The organism is Vibrio sp. 10N.286.55.E10 (assembly GCF_002872555.1).
GTDB lineage: Bacteria > Pseudomonadota > Gammaproteobacteria > Enterobacterales > Vibrionaceae > Vibrio > Vibrio crassostreae.
In genome coordinates this window covers 40,798-57,920 of the sequence record NZ_MCSD01000015.1, presented here as the reverse complement: position 1 = coordinate 57,920, position 17,123 = coordinate 40,798, and the positions used below count along the sequence as shown (strand labels likewise).

17 protein-coding genes are annotated in these 17,123 nt (G+C 42.5%); 4 read left to right on the top strand and 13 right to left on the bottom strand.

What is annotated here, in order from left to right:
- Positions 1-489 precede the first annotated feature (489 nt).
- Both BCV39_RS10885 and BCV39_RS23270 read right to left on the bottom strand, forming a co-directional pair.
- Complete coding sequence (locus BCV39_RS10885) at positions 490-1,086, bottom strand: hypothetical protein (RefSeq protein WP_102362167.1); 597 nt, start codon at positions 1,084-1,086, stop codon at positions 490-492.
- A 16-nt stretch (positions 1,087-1,102) separates the two neighbouring features.
- Positions 1,103-1,264 carry a hypothetical protein gene (locus BCV39_RS23270; RefSeq protein WP_170960648.1) on the bottom strand — a complete coding sequence of 54 codons (162 nt, stop codon included), beginning with the start codon at positions 1,262-1,264 and terminating at the stop codon, positions 1,103-1,105.
- A 130-nt stretch (positions 1,265-1,394) separates the two neighbouring features.
- Here BCV39_RS23270 and BCV39_RS10880 point away from each other — a divergent pair, with 130 nt between their 5' ends.
- Positions 1,395-1,667 carry a hypothetical protein gene (locus tag BCV39_RS10880; protein WP_048668531.1) on the top strand — a complete coding sequence of 91 codons (273 nt, stop codon included), beginning with the start codon at positions 1,395-1,397 and terminating at the stop codon, positions 1,665-1,667.
- An 863-nt stretch (positions 1,668-2,530) separates the two neighbouring features.
- A complete protein-coding gene (locus BCV39_RS10875) occupies positions 2,531-3,133 on the top strand; it encodes a DUF2971 domain-containing protein (protein ID WP_102432707.1) in 603 nt (200 codons plus the stop codon).
- A gap of 83 nt (positions 3,134-3,216) precedes the next feature.
- Here BCV39_RS10875 and BCV39_RS10870 read toward each other — a convergent pair whose 3' ends face one another.
- From BCV39_RS10870 to matP, 4 genes are all read right to left on the bottom strand, one after another.
- Positions 3,217-4,437, bottom strand: a complete 1,221-nt coding sequence (locus BCV39_RS10870) for a hypothetical protein (protein ID WP_048661960.1) — start codon at positions 4,435-4,437, stop codon at positions 3,217-3,219.
- A gap of 144 nt (positions 4,438-4,581) precedes the next feature.
- Complete coding sequence (locus tag BCV39_RS23355; protein WP_055318438.1) at positions 4,582-4,893, bottom strand: hypothetical protein; 312 nt, start codon at positions 4,891-4,893, stop codon at positions 4,582-4,584.
- 105 nt (positions 4,894-4,998) lie between these two features.
- Entirely contained in the window at positions 4,999-5,307 is a 309-nt protein-coding gene (locus BCV39_RS10860) for a DUF3634 family protein (RefSeq protein ID WP_017059672.1), read from the bottom strand.
- Positions 5,308-5,330: 23 nt separating this feature from the next.
- Complete coding sequence (gene matP, locus BCV39_RS10855; protein WP_010440786.1) at positions 5,331-5,786, bottom strand: macrodomain Ter protein MatP; 456 nt, start codon at positions 5,784-5,786, stop codon at positions 5,331-5,333.
- A 189-nt stretch (positions 5,787-5,975) separates the two neighbouring features.
- Between matP and BCV39_RS10850 the strand changes: the two genes are divergently transcribed.
- Entirely contained in the window at positions 5,976-7,628 is a 1,653-nt protein-coding gene (locus tag BCV39_RS10850) for a Lon protease family protein (protein WP_048660791.1), read from the top strand.
- Positions 7,629-7,698: 70 nt separating this feature from the next.
- Entirely contained in the window at positions 7,699-8,214 is a 516-nt protein-coding gene (fabA, locus tag BCV39_RS10845) for a bifunctional 3-hydroxydecanoyl-ACP dehydratase/trans-2-decenoyl-ACP isomerase (protein ID WP_017059675.1), read from the top strand.
- A gap of 252 nt (positions 8,215-8,466) precedes the next feature.
- Here fabA and rmf read toward each other — a convergent pair whose 3' ends face one another.
- The 7 genes from rmf to pyrD all read right to left on the bottom strand — a co-directional run bounded on the left by rmf (position 8,467) and on the right by pyrD (position 17,082).
- Positions 8,467-8,640, bottom strand: coding sequence for a ribosome modulation factor (gene rmf, locus BCV39_RS10840; RefSeq protein ID WP_017059676.1), 174 nt, complete (start codon positions 8,638-8,640; stop codon positions 8,467-8,469).
- A 160-nt stretch (positions 8,641-8,800) separates the two neighbouring features.
- The gene (locus tag BCV39_RS10835) at positions 8,801-10,498 is read right to left on the bottom strand and encodes a DUF3466 family protein (RefSeq protein WP_102432708.1); all 1,698 of its coding nucleotides are present in this window, start codon (positions 10,496-10,498) and stop codon (positions 8,801-8,803) included.
- 9 nt (positions 10,499-10,507) lie between these two features.
- The gene (locus BCV39_RS10830) at positions 10,508-12,424 is read right to left on the bottom strand and encodes an ABC transporter ATP-binding protein (protein WP_055318436.1); all 1,917 of its coding nucleotides are present in this window, start codon (positions 12,422-12,424) and stop codon (positions 10,508-10,510) included.
- The gene (locus BCV39_RS10825; RefSeq protein WP_102432709.1) at positions 12,402-12,662 is read right to left on the bottom strand and encodes a glutaredoxin family protein; all 261 of its coding nucleotides are present in this window, start codon (positions 12,660-12,662) and stop codon (positions 12,402-12,404) included. The genes BCV39_RS10830 and BCV39_RS10825 overlap by 23 nt, the downstream gene beginning before the upstream one ends.
- Before the next feature lie 25 nt (positions 12,663-12,687).
- Positions 12,688-14,808 (bottom strand): bifunctional 23S rRNA (guanine(2069)-N(7))-methyltransferase RlmK/23S rRNA (guanine(2445)-N(2))-methyltransferase RlmL, encoded by a 2,121-nt coding sequence (gene rlmKL, locus BCV39_RS10820; protein ID WP_102432710.1) that lies wholly within the window; start codon positions 14,806-14,808, stop codon positions 12,688-12,690.
- Positions 14,809-15,316: 508 nt separating this feature from the next.
- Positions 15,317-15,865, bottom strand: a complete 549-nt coding sequence (locus BCV39_RS10815; protein ID WP_017059680.1) for a cell division protein ZapC — start codon at positions 15,863-15,865, stop codon at positions 15,317-15,319.
- 206 nt (positions 15,866-16,071) lie between these two features.
- On the bottom strand, positions 16,072-17,082 hold the full coding sequence (gene pyrD / locus BCV39_RS10810; RefSeq protein ID WP_017059681.1) for a quinone-dependent dihydroorotate dehydrogenase: 1,011 nt from the start codon (positions 17,080-17,082) through the stop codon (positions 16,072-16,074).
- Positions 17,083-17,123: the final 41 nt, after the last annotated feature.

Genomic DNA, 17,123 nt, shown 5'->3' with positions numbered 1-17,123 from the left:
CTCTCGACGTTAACCAATAGATTATAGCAATCAAAATAAGAAACCTAATAGGTTTTGATTATCAAAAGCCAAGTTAGATCCCGACTTCTTTTCCTGCTAAGCCGTCGCGTAGCGACTCAAAGCTGGTGGCCGTTCAACGTTTACCGTGTTTATCGCCATGCTACTCAATGTCTCGCGCCGTTAAGCTCCAGCTCGCTTGCGAGCACGTAGAGCGCCATCATTATCAAAGTTATCCCCGTGTTTCACGGGGTAACAGTAACTCTCCCTTACATCTATCTTTAGATAGATCACTAGTCTTTAGACTATGCGTTGGGATCTTGTGGGATAACGTCATGGAGCAGTTATGACGGCCATACATGAGTTACTGACGCGCTTATCCACAACTCGAGTCCCACTGATTCAAACTCGGTCATTTTAAGGACAATATTGGCTAAAATAGGTCAAATATGAGGGTTTAGACGGATCGAGGCGCAGTTTGGCCTATGTACTTTAAGGGAAAGTAACTGCGTTAGTTTGAGTCGCACGACGGGCAAACTTACGCAATAAAGTGATGGGTGTGAGTAAATAACGAAGGTGAACGCCGGTTGAGGCCGATAATTTCTTTAGGTTCTTGGTCGCGGCTTGTTTTGCGTTCAAGTACGCCAAGTTCAAACCAATATCGCGGAAATACTTGTCTGTTATACGCTTTATCGACGCCAGTCCGTACCAATCCCCATTAATGTTTTCTCGTGGTTGTTTCGACGTGATCCACCCACGATCTTTTGCATACTTCACGCACTGTTTAACTCGCCATTCAGGTAATCCGGTTCCTCTCGCGACATTCGCCCACGTACGTAGCAAAAAACCATTCGCGGTGACCACACCGACTTTACTGGTTCGAAACTCCAATTCGCTGACAAGGTAATCCATGACGCGCGCGACATCAGTTAGATATTGGCGTTGTGTGGACTTGCCAGATGGAGACAACAAATAATCGTATTGAGATGGGTTATCGAGCAGTTTTATCCAACGGCCACGATTCAGCGCCGCTAAAGGACGGGCACTTCGTTTGTGTTGAGAGGCTTTCTTTGGGCGAAATTGGTTCATAACAAATCAAAGCCTGCTAGGCCCCTTTGTTACGATTTTTGACCGCCGATTTTTGGCGTTCTAATATCTGTCTGAGTGAGACTATCAACAATCTGACACTCGATCTGAGCTTGCCATCTTTCGCGGCTTGCTCAGCAGCATTTATCGTTTCATCCACGTCTGGTTCATGATTTTTCATACGTCCTTCTAGCGCATATCTAGCCCGATCAAGTTCACCCTATCCGAATTTTTACCTACTGGAAATGCCTGTCAGGGATGGTAATTCGGAGGGTTCTATCTTTTAATCGGTTCAAAGGACGGGAATTCATATGCACACTATTAACTATACAAATGCACTTTTAGATAGAGTAAAAGCCAAGTATGACCTACCTTCAGAGTATCAACTGGCTAAAAAAATCAAAGTAAGTGACAAACGGCTCTACAACTGGCGAAGAGGCATCTCTGGCATGGATTGGGACGTCGCGTTCGAGATCGGTGATATGTTAGGCGAAACGGATCAGAATGTGGTGTTTGGTCTTCTGCCTAACAAGCAGAAAAATGAAAGAGTTATTAGAGTGTTAGAGGAAAACGGGCCCGACTAAATGGGCCGCCAAAACTTTACCCCCATATACATAATACGCAGTGGGATTGTTAGAGCAATTTATTAATGTCCGGTTTGAACTACTTTAAAATATCCGCCTAATCTAACGTATTGGTCTTTTTAAGCATGCAGCAGCGCTCTTTAAGATCACAAAAAACAAATAGCTATATGTACCCAACGTATGTACCGTCCGTAATTCGATCTCCGTGCACACAAACCTTATCAACAGAAAGCTTTTCTCTTCTCGTTTCCTGATTCATGCTCATGTTTGTAGTCATTTTTGCTGTGTTGTGTGTGAATCTTGTGGGCATTGGTTGTTGTTTTCTTTTCAGATTTCACACAGGCGACCATCTTTATTGATAACACCAAAACGACACCTTTATCAGTAGCCAATCAAATTGAATTATTTTAACAACCGTCACCAACTTTTCATGTGGCTCTTCTTCTGGCGCCACTGTTCGTACTAACATCTAAAACCGTTAACATGCGTACGCGTTTCACATGGGTACTTTAATGTCACGCTTAGTTTATGGGATGTCGTTGGAATCGATCTAGAGCATATATCCGATAGCTTTCAGGTATTTACACGAAGATTATTAAACTCAGCAGTCCCTGTTTACCAACCTCACCCAGACAAACTAAAAGTTACGTTGTATCTTATTTTCAACAAGCGAATGTTAGATTACTGTCGCTCAGCTGCCAGATAAACCACTTAAACAGGCTACTATTTCATGTTTAAATTTTGATCTATCAAACAGTTATATGAATATATTTGGTGATTAGGCAATCAAATGCTATGCATTCAGGTCTCAGCTATGAATTAAAGTGTTAACATCAGGCAATTTTGTAAACTAGGTGTTTGATATGTTGCCTAAACTTTATAAGTTCAGATCCCTCCATGATAGAAACATACAGTCGATTGCCGAGTGTTCGCTGTGGTTCGATTATGCTAAAACTTTCAATAACCCTTTTGAATCTAACCACATATTCAAGAATGAACTTCAAAACAATTTCAAGGTTATGTGTTTTTCTCAATCCAGCGACCACCCTATACTATGGTCTCAGTATGGCGACAACTTTAAAGGTATGTGCATCGAGTATGACCTCAACTGCTATAACGGTGAGGCCAATCTCAACTGTTTCGAAGTCCAATACGAAGATGAGCCAAGCATGTTCCACTCAGTATCGTTGGGGGAATTGCAAGGATCTGAATTGGGATCTGAAATGTTCAAGGTTAAGCACTCTAATTGGTGCTACGAAAAGGAATACCGTTGGGTGCTATCTGATGAGGAAATGATCGGTAATAAGCTCTACCTTAATAGAGAATGCCTAAGCTCGGTGATTCTGTCAGAGCACGCTCCTGCCGACAGGAAGTTGAAAGTTCTGATGACTTGCCAGCGCCTTGGTATACCCGTTAAGCATGCAATTGCCAAGCAGGAGTCGTTTACATTCGAAGTGGTCTGTTAAACGGTATACAGCAAGATTTACAGGCGCTTTCATTACGTTACAGTGCAACAAAAAAGAGAGCCACATTTAATGTGGCTCCCTTTTTACATGTTCGTCGTCAGTTTTCCAGGCACTTGATCTTGCATCTGCTCAATCGTCGCTATAGACATTTGAACAGTTGAAAACCAATAAGGTCGGTGCTTAACGTTAAATAACTCACTATTCTCTAACGCTTCGAAAACAGAATACTTCCTACCTTGAGCCAAAGCTGCCCCATAAACCGTTCGCTCAAGTACAGGAGTGTCATTCACTTCCTCTAGAAGTGCCCTCTTTATGAACTGGTTTCCAGGGCTCCAATCTATAAATTCAACGAGGTTTTTTAGTAGTTTAAGCTCTAACTGCTCGACCATCGCTTCGAGAAACTGTGTATTTGGCATCACCTCAGTACAAGCATAATATTCGTCATGTTTGTCACTTGCTTCACGATAACCAAGCATCGTTTTTACCAATGCGTCTTCAAACGTGGAAGAAAAGTGGTTACAAATTAGAAACAAAGGCAGAACTCGCAACACGCCAAGTAAAATTCCTACGTTTGGATCTTTAACTGACGTTTCTTGAAGTCGAATTCGAGTCGCATTTGACGTCACGACCAAGTGCTGCCAAACCTTAGGTGTGATGTGTTTAATATTGCCATCATTCCACTTGATCAGCTGTTGACTCATTAACAAAGGGAACAATAAACGACAATTTTCAATACCTATCTGTCGTGCTGCAATTTTTGGATCGAGAATCACCTTAGATTTCTTTCCATATTTATCTGCAAACTCTTGATTGGAAACAAACTCAATTAAACTTGAGCTCAATGGCCTACTTTTCGCGGATATTTCATGGAGTTTGGAAAAGTTTAAAGATGGCGAATACGCAACACTAGCGAATTGATTGTAATCGGGTAAGTCTGAAAACAACGAACTTATTAAGGTACCTTGAAGCTTCTCAAGCATTAGCGCAGAAGCGGCATTGCTGACATCATCGATAACGTATCGTAAGGTTTGTTGCTTCGCGTCGACTTTCTCGCGATGAGCATTGACTCTATCCTGCTCGCAGCGCAATAAAATACGTTGGTTGTGAGATATGCGGTCAGATTCATCAAATATGACGCTATCACAATACCTATTTTCCAAACTTAGTAACGTGTCTACTGTAGATTGTGCGAGCTTATATTCAGGTGAGATTAACCATCGATTAAAGCGAGCTTCAACATTGATTGAGACCTTCCTTGAGATCTCAACGACTTCAGGGGTATAACTTTTATTTGCTAACAACAACAGTGACTTTCCTTTGCCGTAAATGCTCTTGTATCGGCATATCCTGCCTTTATAACAAAACTAATATTAATAGAAATTAGAGATTGGTTCACGAAATTGTTTCAATAAAATTAAGGATATTTAGTTATAGTGCGTTGAGAGTGGCTAGTGTGTGATATGTAGCCGGATATACTTTTCTGGAAAGCTGTATTTGAACCTTTTCTTCGTCGGTAGATTTTTTTTTGCCTGCTTGCAAACTTTACTATCTCCAGACGTTCTCACCTTTTTGATTCTTGCGTAACCTTTAGAGTGCTTCATCTCAATCATCAGATCGCAATAACCCTCGAAATCAACATTACTCTTGTTGAGCCCTTTCATGACGGTGACTTTTATCTTTTTGGCTACAGGATTAACCAATGCATCGTCGGGAAAAGCGACTGGGGATAAAAAACATAATAGTAATACTAGGTATCTCATACTGCTCTCTCTTTGTTGAGGGTGAGAACAGTATGCGGAGATTTAAGAGAAATGAAGGATTAACTTAGTATGAAGATTGACTAGCTAGCGCGTAACTCTCAACGATTACGCTTTCTTTGAGCCTTTAGACTTAAAACCATTATGCGGGAACACGTTACGAATACGTTGCTGTACGTTTTTAGGCACATCTTTAGTGAACTTGAGATTGTAGCCAGAACGTTTTGCATACACTTTTAGCTCACCTTTAAAGGTATTGTTATGACCAATCTCTTGAAGGTTATGCTTAAAGCTCGGTGGAAGATGCCCTTTAACTTGTTCGATCGCCCCGTCACTAAATTTAATTTTCAACACCGGTCGATCGACTGCTACTAACCAAAAAACTAATACCGCACCGATTAAGATTACGTACATCATAATGTCACCACTACTGTTGATGGTTATTTATCGTCAGAAAGGAGTTTGCTTAAGTCTTCTTTAAGGCTAGTCACCGTCTTGCTGGCCTGTTCACTACGAGACGCTTCGCTAACCAAATACTCGATGGCGTCGGAAAGCGTACAACCTAGCTCGTTCGCTCGTTGAGATAGTTTTTCCCATACACGATAATCAAGGTCGATTGATTTCTTCTTGGTGTGAACTTGTTCAGCATTGAAGTGGCGCTTTCGCTTAGCTCTGATCGCTTGTTTAAGCTTGTTATCGAGCTCAGGAGACATGTTGTTAGAGATCCACTCAAGAACACCCGTAGGCTGGTGTTCCAGCTTCAATAAGGCTTGAACAGCAACATCAGCTTCACTTGAATCAATATGGCAAGTGATCGATTCACCTTCTTTCCATTTTTTGACCAGATAGTTCCATTTCCAACCACATTCCAAGTTTTCAAGTTGCTGATATTTCATGTCTAATCTCGAGAGTTAATCCTAGTGACAGCGTAACCCAAAATGGGCTGTTTAACAATTATTGTCTTGAAAGAATAGACCAAGATCATACTTATATTAGCTTAGTGATTAGTAACTACCACATAGAGCTACAAGCGAGATCGGTTTTTCTATATACTCCCTACCTCATTATCATAATCAGAAACTTAAATGACTCAAGTAGATTGGCGACATGTTACGCCTCAGTACGACGAATATAGCGCTCAATTAGAGCAATTCCCTGACATCTCGCCTTTCCCGTTTTCAGATATTCAACATAGATTCAAAGATGCGCTAACCCGCTTTGTCCGTTTGTCTAACCTTTCGCGTGTTTTACTTGTAAACGCTCCGGACAATTCGATCTATCGTCAAATGATTGTTGAATCTCTAGTCACTGCTTTAGATGATCACACTCTACCGGTTATAAAAACTGAATCTTTAAATGCTGCCTCTCTTTTTGACCAAGTTCAATCGAAAGACGGTAAGGTTGTTGCGACAAAACCTGGCCTCCTGGCTAGAGCAAACAACGGTTATCTGATCGTTTCAGCAAACTTGATCTTAGCAAACCCAGGAAGCTGGTTACTGCTTAAATCTGCGCTGCTTGGTGAAGCCGTAGAGCCTATCAGTAGCAACCCTGAGCACTTGAACCAATCTCCAACTTTGCCTCTTACCTACAACATTAAGTTGATTGTGGTTGGTGATAGAGCTCAATTAGGTGACCTTGATTATCTAGACAGCGATATTCAAACCGGTTTTTGCCTATTTAGCGAAATTGAGCAAGATATCAAGATCTCTGAAGAGAATTTGACTCAATATCTTGGTTACCTTAAGTGGCTTCAACTACGCTATGAACTGCCAACCATCACGCAACAAGCGTTGACGGGCATTCTTACTGCCGGAGCAAGAGAGACTGAAGATCAAAGCTATACTCCATTATGCCCTATTTGGCACAATGCGTTATTGAACGAAGCTTTGATTGAAGCTAACAATGGTGAGATTGATATTCACCATATCCAACAAGCTCAACAACACAAATACAACCGAGAGTCGTACCTACCAGAACGCGCTCTTGATGATATTCGAGATGGCCAAGTCATTATTGAAACTGAAGGTGAACAAGTTGGTCAGGTTAATGGCCTAACAGTCATCGATGTTCCTGGGCACCCGATATCGTATGGTGAACCTGCACGAATTTCCTGTGTTATTCACTTTGGTGATGGTGATATTGCCGATGTTGAGCGCAAAGCCGAACTTGGTGGTAATCTTCATGCTAAAGGTATGATGATCATGCAAGCATTTGTGAGCAGCGCACTCAACCTTGAAGATCCGCTACCTTATGCCGCTTCTGTGGTATTTGAGCAATCGTATTGCGAAGTAGATGGCGATAGTGCTTCTCTTGCAGAACTTTGCTCTTTGGTGAGTGCTTTGTCTGAATACCCTATCAATCAACAAATTGCGGTTACTGGTGCAGTGGACCAATTTGGTCGTGTACAAGCGGTTGGTGGGCTAAACGAAAAAATCGAAGGCTTTTACCATGTGTGTAAGCACAATGGCTTAACTGGCGAACAAGGTGTGATACTTCCAAGATCAAATTTAAGGCACCTTGCACTGAAGCCAGACCTTATTGAAAGCATTAAGAATGAAGAATTCCATATTTGGTCTGTGTCTAATGTAGATGAAGCAATTCCTCTCATTATGAACAAACCATTTAGAGACGATGAACAAGAAAGCGTTCTGAGCAAAATCGCGGAACGTATTGAAAACTTTGAAAGACATGAGCACCCTATTGGAATCGTTGGACGCATTAAAAACTGGTTTGTCTAGTACTGATCGGACTTGTTTAGCGTACACCTGTTCACTAATATGCACCTATCAAAAATCGGAGTAATTGATAATGCAAAACAAACGTGATTCTTACACTCGCGAAGAGCTTCTAGCATCAAGCCAAGGCGAACTATGGCCACAAGGTCCTCAACTACCAGCACCGAACATGCTAATGATGGATCGCATCACTAAAATGTCTGAAACTGAAGGTGATTACGGTAAAGGTTTAGTTCTTGCTGAGCTGGATATTACTCCTGACCTATGGTTCTTCGATTGTCACTTCCCAGGTGACCCTGTAATGCCGGGTTGTCTAGGCCTTGACGCAATGTGGCAGCTGGTTGGCTTCTACCTTGGTTGGGTTGGCGGCGAAGGTAAAGGTCGAGCTCTAGGTGTTGGCGAAGTGAAATTCACTGGTCAAATTCTGCCAACAGCGAAAAAAGTAACTTACGAGATCCACATGAAGCGTGTTGTTAACCGTCGCCTAGTTATGGGTCTTGCGGATGGTCGCGTACTTGTTGATGGTAAAGAGATCTACGTTGCTAAAGATTTGAAAGTTGGCCTTTTCCAAGATACGTCAGCATTCTAATCTAACTATTAGATTTTTAATAAAGCAGCCCATGGCTGCTTTATTTTCATTTCAATAAATTTAGTTATAGTGCATTAAAATATCCCGTATTAAGCTTGAAACAGGATAAATCCACCAGCGATACGCTTATGATAGCGAAACTAGAATTCTATATAGCTCTGGGAATCTTTGTATTGTTCTGAAACTAACAAGGCTCCAGCCGTTGTAATCAACAGACAATGGAGCCCTGACCTTGAATTCTTTACGCCCTATCTACTTATAGAGACCTGATTGCTTATCATCTTTGGCATCACGCCAACCACCTAACCAATAAGACCGAGAGTCCATTTGGCTATATGGGCAAGCTTCTTGCGACCTACCATTTAAACCAGCTTTGTAGCCTTGAGATTGTGCTCGTTCTAGTCGATCACGCTTTTGTCTCTTCATAGTGCAGTCCTCATACGGGTGTTCCATTTACTAACATACAATGATTACAACTTTGCGGAGTTTTTGTGACTCCAACTTTAAGAATCGATCAGATTTTCACTTTTCTCAAGGCGAAAAAAAGCCCGAGTTCAGAATTGTGAACTCGGGCCCAAGAGATAAATTATTTAAATTTTCTGCGGAACCCTAACAGACCAAGCACAGTCAAAGTTAACCAACCTAGGCTACCACCTTGACGATCAACTTTCTCTGAGTCGGCACTACGAGTTTGGATATCAGCTTTAGTTGCACCGGCAATTGGTACAAGCTTAACTGCAACAACCTCTTCTACCGCGTTAGATGACGCGCCACCACAGTATGAGTTGTGAGACGTTGTGTCATACGGTTGAGTCGTTCCTCCAACTGTACATTTGATAGCAGTAGCAGAGATCACACCAGCATCGTTAATGTCAGTAGCATCAATAATTCGGAACTTGTTGTTCTCTCCGGAAACATTACCATCATTTGTTAGATCATCTAACCACCAAGCCTGACCGTTAAAGATGTCTACACGACGAGCTTCAGTTGATGAAGACACGTTATAAGGATATATAAAGCCTCTGTGTCTTCTTTCACTACCATCAACCTCACGAGTGGTTTCTGCATCTATTTGGCCAACAAACTCATTAAAGTTGTTAACTGCTTTAGCTTCACCGCTCGAACCACCAAAGAAGATACCACCAGACAAGTACGTTGCTGTTGGGTTTTTAGCATCGGTTACAACGAAAGGCTTATTACCCGCACTACCACTCTCTGGTACATAACCATTACGCTTAGAATAACCAACAGCGAACAAATTATCGTTGATGTCAGTCGCTACAGAGTTACTGTATCTAGCATCGTCGTTAGACGAGCCTGACTTAACCTCTGCACCGCTAATCTGTGTAGTCGTCCATGTTGCACCAGTAAGATCTAATGAGTCACTCACAAAAACACTGGCGTTCATGTCTTGTAGGTCACCATTACCATCTGCAGTATTATAGCCAACACCGTAAAAACCAGAACCTGATTCAACGATTGAACGCATACTGCCTTGAGCAAAGTAATCACCTTGTTTAGCGTCACCGCTGCGAATCCAATCGATTTCTTTGGTCGTAGTACCGTCCCAGATCGCCGCTTTAGAAGCATAGGCCTTATCTGGTTCTGATGTATCAGTCGGAACAAACTCTTCAGAGACACTACCTACATTATAAACAGTACCGTTGCTTGCCTTAATCGCTTTCCATGCACGAGTTTCAGACGTACCAGTAGGCCCAGCCGTCGTCGTAAACATCGCGTTATTGCGAATATCACCTTTAGATTTAACACCTAGTGGTTGAGCATTGTCATCTAGAGAGTTAATTACCGTATTACGAGTGTCAAATGTAGCGCCACCTTCGACAAAGGCTTTAGCATTGACGTGAGTAAGGTCATTTCTTTCCTTGCTCCAAGTATCATTCCAACGGTTTTGCGCCCAACTTTCACATGTAGAGTATCTTAGCTCTCGGTAGCAATAGTTTTCGAAATCATCGAACTCTTGGATGTATTGGAACGGAGCGTCCATAGCGAAAGGCACTTCTTCGCGATAACTTACAGCTTCGACTGTATTGCGAGTTTCACCAGCCAATTTGAAGCTGTCACACGCAACACCACCGACAGTACCAGTAGTAAAACAACTCTCTGTTCCAGAAACAGTCGCTGGCTGAATCGCAACACCAAAGATCTCTGATGCGCCAGTAATCGAAGGAGTAACTTCCACTACCTTATAAAGCGCAGCATTCGCATTAGTTGCAGCAAAAACTAATGCTGCAACTGTTGTTAATTTAAATTTAGTACAAGTCATTATTACTTCTTAACTTTCCTGTTGTAGTGCCTCGAGCTCTTCCCAGCGCTCAAAAGCAACTTCAAGCTCCTGCTCTGCTGCAGATAGCTTATCTAATACTGGTTGTGTCTGCTCTACAGATTTTGAAAAGAAGCTTGGATCGTTGACTTCTTCCTGAAGAGTTTCAATTTGAGTTTCCAATTCTTCTAAACGCATTGGTAGCGCTTCTAGTTCTCGTTGTAGCTTATACGATAACTTCTTAGGTTTAGCCTTAACTGGCGCAGTTTTGGGAGTTTCCTCAACTACTTTCTCAGGCTTTGATGGCTTTTCAACCTGTCGGTACTCTAATGCTTGTTTTCTTTGCTGCTGAGCATCGTGATAACCACCAACAAATTCTTCAATAACGCCATTACCTTCAAAGATCCAACTTGTCATAACCGTGTTATCAACAAACTGACGATCGTGGCTCACTAAAAGAAGCGTACCCTGATAGTTGGCAAGCAAATCTTCTAAAAGTTCCAAAGTTTCGATATCTAGATCGTTGGTTGGCTCATCGAGAATCAATAAGTTGTTCGACTTAAGGAAGATACGAGCTAGTAACAGACGGTTTTTCTCACCACCAGATAGTGCTTTAACAGGAGTACGAGCACGTTTTGGAGAGAATAAGAAATCTTGTAAGTAGCTGAGTGCATGACGCTCACGGCCACCTACAGTGACTTCTTGCTTACCATCCGCTAAGTTATCGATTACAGACTTCTCAGGGTCTAGAATTTCGCGGTATTGGTCGAAGTAAGCCACTTCAAGTTTAGTACCACAATGCAGACGACCTGAATCAGGCTTAAGCTGGTCAAGAAGCAGCTTAAGTACCGTACTCTTACCACAACCGTTAGGACCAATCAGAGCGATACGATCACCACGCATGATGTTGAAGCTGAAGTCTTTAACAATCTCTTTGCCTTCGAAGCCAAAGTTAATGTTCTCAGCTTCAAATACAATCTTGCCTGAACGCTGGCCATCGTCGATTTGGATGATCGCTTTGCCTTGCACTTCACGACGGTTCAAACGTTCTTCACGTAGCTTCTTAAGCGCACGTACGCGGCCTTCGTTACGAGTTCGACGAGCTTTAATGCCTTGACGAATCCATACTTCTTCCTGAGCGAGCTTTTTATCAAATTCAGCGTTCTGCATCTCTTCAACACGAAGCGCTTCTTCTTTCTCAACAAGATAGTTTTCGTAATCACCCGGGAAAGAGCTCAATTTACCGCGATCAAGATCGACAATACGTGTTGCCATCGATTTAATGAACGCACGGTCATGCGAGATAAAGATGATTGAACCGCGGAAGTCTTTCAGGAAACCCTCTAACCATTCAATGGTCGCAACATCCAAGTGGTTAGTCGGTTCGTCAAGTAGAAGCACGTCAGGATCACATACAAGCGCACGAGCAAGCGCCGCTTTACGTTGCCAACCACCAGATAAATCAGTCAGCTTTGTTTCAGCTGTCAACTTAAGTGCAGCCAATACGTTGCTTACGCGATCTTCAAAGCGCCATGCATTCGCATGATCCAATTGCTCTTGAACACGAGTAAGACGATTTAGGTTCTTTTCACTAGGGTCAGTACCGATGAGATCCAGAAGATCATGATAGATCTTCAACTGTTCACCGATTTCCGCTAGGCCACCAGCAACGTAATCATAAACGGTACCTTGCTCATTGCGCGGTGGATCTTGCTCAAGGCGAGATACAACCACATCTTGTGTGATTTGCATCTTGCCGTCGTCCATGATGATGTTCCCAGACAGGATTTTCATCAACGTAGACTTACCTGCGCCATTGCGCCCTACTAAACACACACGTTCGTTTTCTTGCAGTGCGAAGTCCGCACGATCTAATAACGGGTGATCGCCAAACGCTAATTGCCCATTATGAATTGTAAGTAATGCCATTCTTCTTTAACCAATCTTTAAGTTCTAACAAGCCAAATGGCCAGTTAAGCTCTGAGCTTTGAGAAAGGTCAGAGCTTTCAAATTTGAGCACCGGAATAGTGACCCCGTAACGGGAAAAGAGCTCATCATCAAATGCAATGTCGACAACGTTGACGTGATGGCTAATGTTTAACTGTTCCGTGAGTTGGAATGCCATCTCACATAGATGGCACCCTTCTGTACTGTAGAGAGTCAGCACTATATATCCTTATACAATCTCTTAACTACTTATGTGTAATCAACCAGCAGTTATGAATGTGCTTATTGCGAGAGAAGTCCAATGGAAGCGTCTTAGCTGAGATATTTTGAGCTTTAAGACCTAACGCTTCTAGACCTTCTAGATCCATTTTGAAGTGACGTTTGTTGTTAGAGAACACAATCGTGCCTTCTTCACGAAGAAGACGCTTAAGGTTTTCCATCAACTGAATATGATCACGTTGAACATCGAAAGATTGATCCATACGCTTTGAGTTTGAGAACGTAGGTGGATCAATAAAGATCAGGTCGTAAGAACCCTGCTCTTTAACCAACCACTGTAAGCAGTCAGCTTGCACAAACTGATGTTGACGACCAACACGGCCATTAAGCTCCATGTTCTGTTTTGCCCACTCAAGGTAGGTATTAGACATATCAACCGTTGTTGTAGAACGCGCGCCACCTACAGCAGCATGAACAGATGCACTGCCTGTGTAAGCGAACAGGTTTAGGAAATCTTTACCTGCAGCCATCTCACCGATACGACGACGAGTGATCTTATGATCTAGGAACAAGCCTGTATCTAAGTAATCATGAAGATTAACAATCAGCTTAACGCCGTATTCGTTCACTTCTAGGTTAGATGAGTCTTGAGCCATCTTCTGGTATTGAGAACGGCCTTTCTGCTTCTGACGAACCTTTAGAACCACATTGTTCGCTTCAACGCCCGTTACTTGAATAGAAGCACGGATGATATCGGTTAAGCGACGTTTTGCCTTCTCTTCCGGAACATCTTTAGGCGCTGCGTATTCTTGAATCACAAGGTGACCTGGGTATACGTCAATCGCTACATTGTATTCTGGTAAGTCAGCATCGTAGATACGGTAACAATCTAATTGCTCTTTCTTAGCCCACTTGCCAATTTTACCGATGTTCTTTTTAAGTCGGTTTGCAAAGTCAGGAGCAATCAGCTGTTCTTGCTCGCCCGTTGGACGTTCTGACATCGGACGATCTGAAATTGAGTAGTTCTTTTGGTGACACGGTAACGCACCATTATTCAATTTGAACTGTTTGTCTGCACGCATGCGTAAGCAGCTTAGTAACTCGTCTGAGCTAGAGAAGATAGATGCGTTGCAACCACCAAATTCCGCTTTAAGTTGTGCACCGAATGCGGTGTAAAGTGCAATTAGGCCAGGCTCTGTACCCAGACGCTCACCATAAGGTGGGTTAGAAACAATCACACCATCAGTAAATTCCGTAGGGCGCTTAAGCTTTGCTGCATCACCTACTTCGAATTCAATCAGATCTTCTACACCAGCACGACGAGCATTGTCGCGCGCTGTTTTGATCATGCGTTCATCGTTGTCGTAACCATAGAACTTACATTCTACTTTCTTAACGCCACGACGACCTTGAACGTTCGCTTCAGCTTTAACTTCAGCCCAAAGCTCTGGTTCGAAATCTTCTAGTGATTCAAAACACCACTTCTGGCGTTTAACACCAGGAGCCATGTTTGCAGCCATCATTGCCGCTTCAATCACTAACGTACCTGAACCACACATAGGGTCTAAGAATGGTTTCGTTGCATCCCAACCACTACGAAGAAGAATCGCTGCAGCAAGCGTTTCACGCAGAGGTGCGCGACCTGATTCAGGACGATAACCACGTTGGTGAAGACCGCTTCCCACCATATCAACACCAAGAATCGCTTTATCACGGTGTAGACGAACGTGAATACGAATGTCTGGGTTCTCTTTGCTGATAGAAGGACGAGGCAAAGACTTCTTCTCGAAGCAATCAACAACGGCATCTTTTACTTTCATCGCACCGTATTGGCTGTTACGGATTTCGTTGTTCGTACCATTAAAGTCAACAACGAAACGCTTAGAGCTATGGAATTGATTTACCCAGTTAACCGCAGTGGTTGATAGGTACAAATCCATGTCGTCCATACAAGTGAATTCAGAAAGGACACGTACAAATCGAGAAGCCAAACGGCTCCACAAACAACAACGATAAATTTGCTCATTGGTCGCTTTGAATTTAACACCTGCTTGAACAGGTTTTGCGTTTGTAATCCCTAGTTGGGTTAGTTCTTCAACTAATAAATTCTCAAGGCCGTTTGAGGTAACCGCTAGATATTGATTCATAGTGTTCTTTTATTGATAAAAATGAGCTCGATTATACCTGAATTTGTAACTAGAGCATCACACTAAACGCGTCTTTTCATTGAATCTTTCGACTAACTGGCTAGCAAATGCACAGTCTTGAAGCGATCGCTTACCCACATCCCCTTAGAACACAAGACCTATCGAACCAACTCCATTTCTGACCATTTGTTAACCAAAACAGCAATGTGAATTTATATTCACCTTTAAACTGGTATATACCAGGAGGGATTTATGGGTGAAATTTAGCTACAAAAGACCAAAAACAGGGAATAAAGATGGACCAACTACACTTCTAGCGATGAAAAAAAGCTGAAATTAAGGCGAAAAAATAGTCGTAAGTTCACTATTTAAATGGTTAAGCAGTGATGTATTTATCAGGATGAGGTTTTTTAGGCACAAAAAAATCGGCTATTGAGCCGATTTTGGGGAAGGTTTGACAGGTTTACGCGTTGCGATGTGTGTGAGAAATGATGGACTGAATAGAAGGCTAACCGACCATCGCAATGTGCGTTTGATGAAGAATAGCGTTCGCGTCTATCATTCTATCGTGCATGACCTTAATCGAGTCGCCAAAGCGTAACCCTTTTGAAGGTGTAAGCAGAAACTCTTCTAGGTCGACAAATGCACATAGGCTCGCGCACTCTCCCACTTCTAATACAATGAAATACCCTAAGCTATGTTCGTTATTCATTTGTACGATATCCCCTTCTTGAGGATATTCATGCCCAGCGCCCTGTGAGTCGAAGAACCAACTCTTAGGCTGTACAGGCTTATGGAAGCGTTTTGCTGCCACACAATAAAGCGCGAGTTCAGCTTGACGAGGCTCAGACAGTTCTAAGCCAGAAATTTGTTCTTTGAAGGTTTGGTATGAAGATGCGTCATCAACGGTGAATTCATTATCTCTAAACGCGCAGTCCACCAGCTTATTGCGGACCAGATTCGTTTTGAAAATCATATCCTCTCCGAGGTTTAGCATTAATGAACATTGCTGCTCATCGTAATACCAACTCCATGTATCGCTAGGTTTAAGCATCATTTCGTCTCACACTGTTGAACCATTCCATTAGGTAAAACGCAAAATTACCTTCAATTACAGTAATTTTACTGAGCAATAGGCAAAAAAAAAGAGGAAATCAATTCCTCTTTCTTATCGCTTTTCTCTACAACTCAGTAAGTTACAGTGTCTCTTTTAGTAAGACGATGCCAGATTGTCGCTTTTCAAGAATAAAAGCAATTTTAAGCTTATAGATTTTTAACGATGTCGCCAACTAGGCCTGGACCTTTGTAGATGAAACCAGAGTAAACTTGTACAAGCTTCGCGCCTGCCATCATTTTCTCTTTTGCAGCAACATACGAGTCAACACCACCTACTCCAATGATCGGCAGTTTGTCACCAAGCTCTTCGTGAAGTTTGCGAACTACTTCAGTGCTGCGAGATTGAACTGGACGTCCACTTAGGCCACCCGCTTCATCGCAATGTTTCATACCTTCAACGATTGAACGATCCAATGTTGTATTTGTTGCGATCACACCATCGATCTTATTTTTGATCAATGATTCACAAATTTGGCTAATTTCGTCGTCACTTAGATCCGGAGCAATCTTAAGAGCAAGAGGCACATATTTACCATGCTTCTCTTCCAGTTCAGATTGTTTGGTTTTAAGTTCAGACAACAGATCGTCTAGAGCTTCGCCGTATTGTAGAGAACGAAGTCCTGGAGTATTTGGTGAAGAGATGTTCACAGCAATGTAACCAGCGTATTGATATACCTTCTCCATACAGATCAAGTAATCTTCAGCGCCCTTTTCAATTGGTGTGTCTTTGTTCTTACCGATGTTAATACCTAAGATGCCATCGTAGTTCGACTTCTTAACATTCTCAACAAGGTTGTCGACGCCTAGGTTGTTAAAGCCCATGCGGTTGATGATACCTTCAGCTTCTACAAGACGGAATAAACGAGGTTTGTCGTTACCCGCTTGTGGACGTGGAGTCACTGTTCCTACTTCTACGAAACCAAAACCCATAGCGCCAAATGCATCAATACATTCGCCGTTTTTATCTAGGCCTGCCGCGAGGCCAACTGGGTTTTTAAAAGTAAGACCCATGCACTCTACAGGTCGATGAGGTAATTGTTGGCGATACAAAAGATCAATTGGTGTGCCTGTAAAGCGTTTGAAATTTTGAATTGCAAGATCATGTGCCTTTTCGGCATCAAGTTGGAAAAAGCCAGTTCTGGCTAGACGGTAAAGCATTGTGCCTCCGATAGAAAAAAGCCCCGTGTAAACGGGGCGAT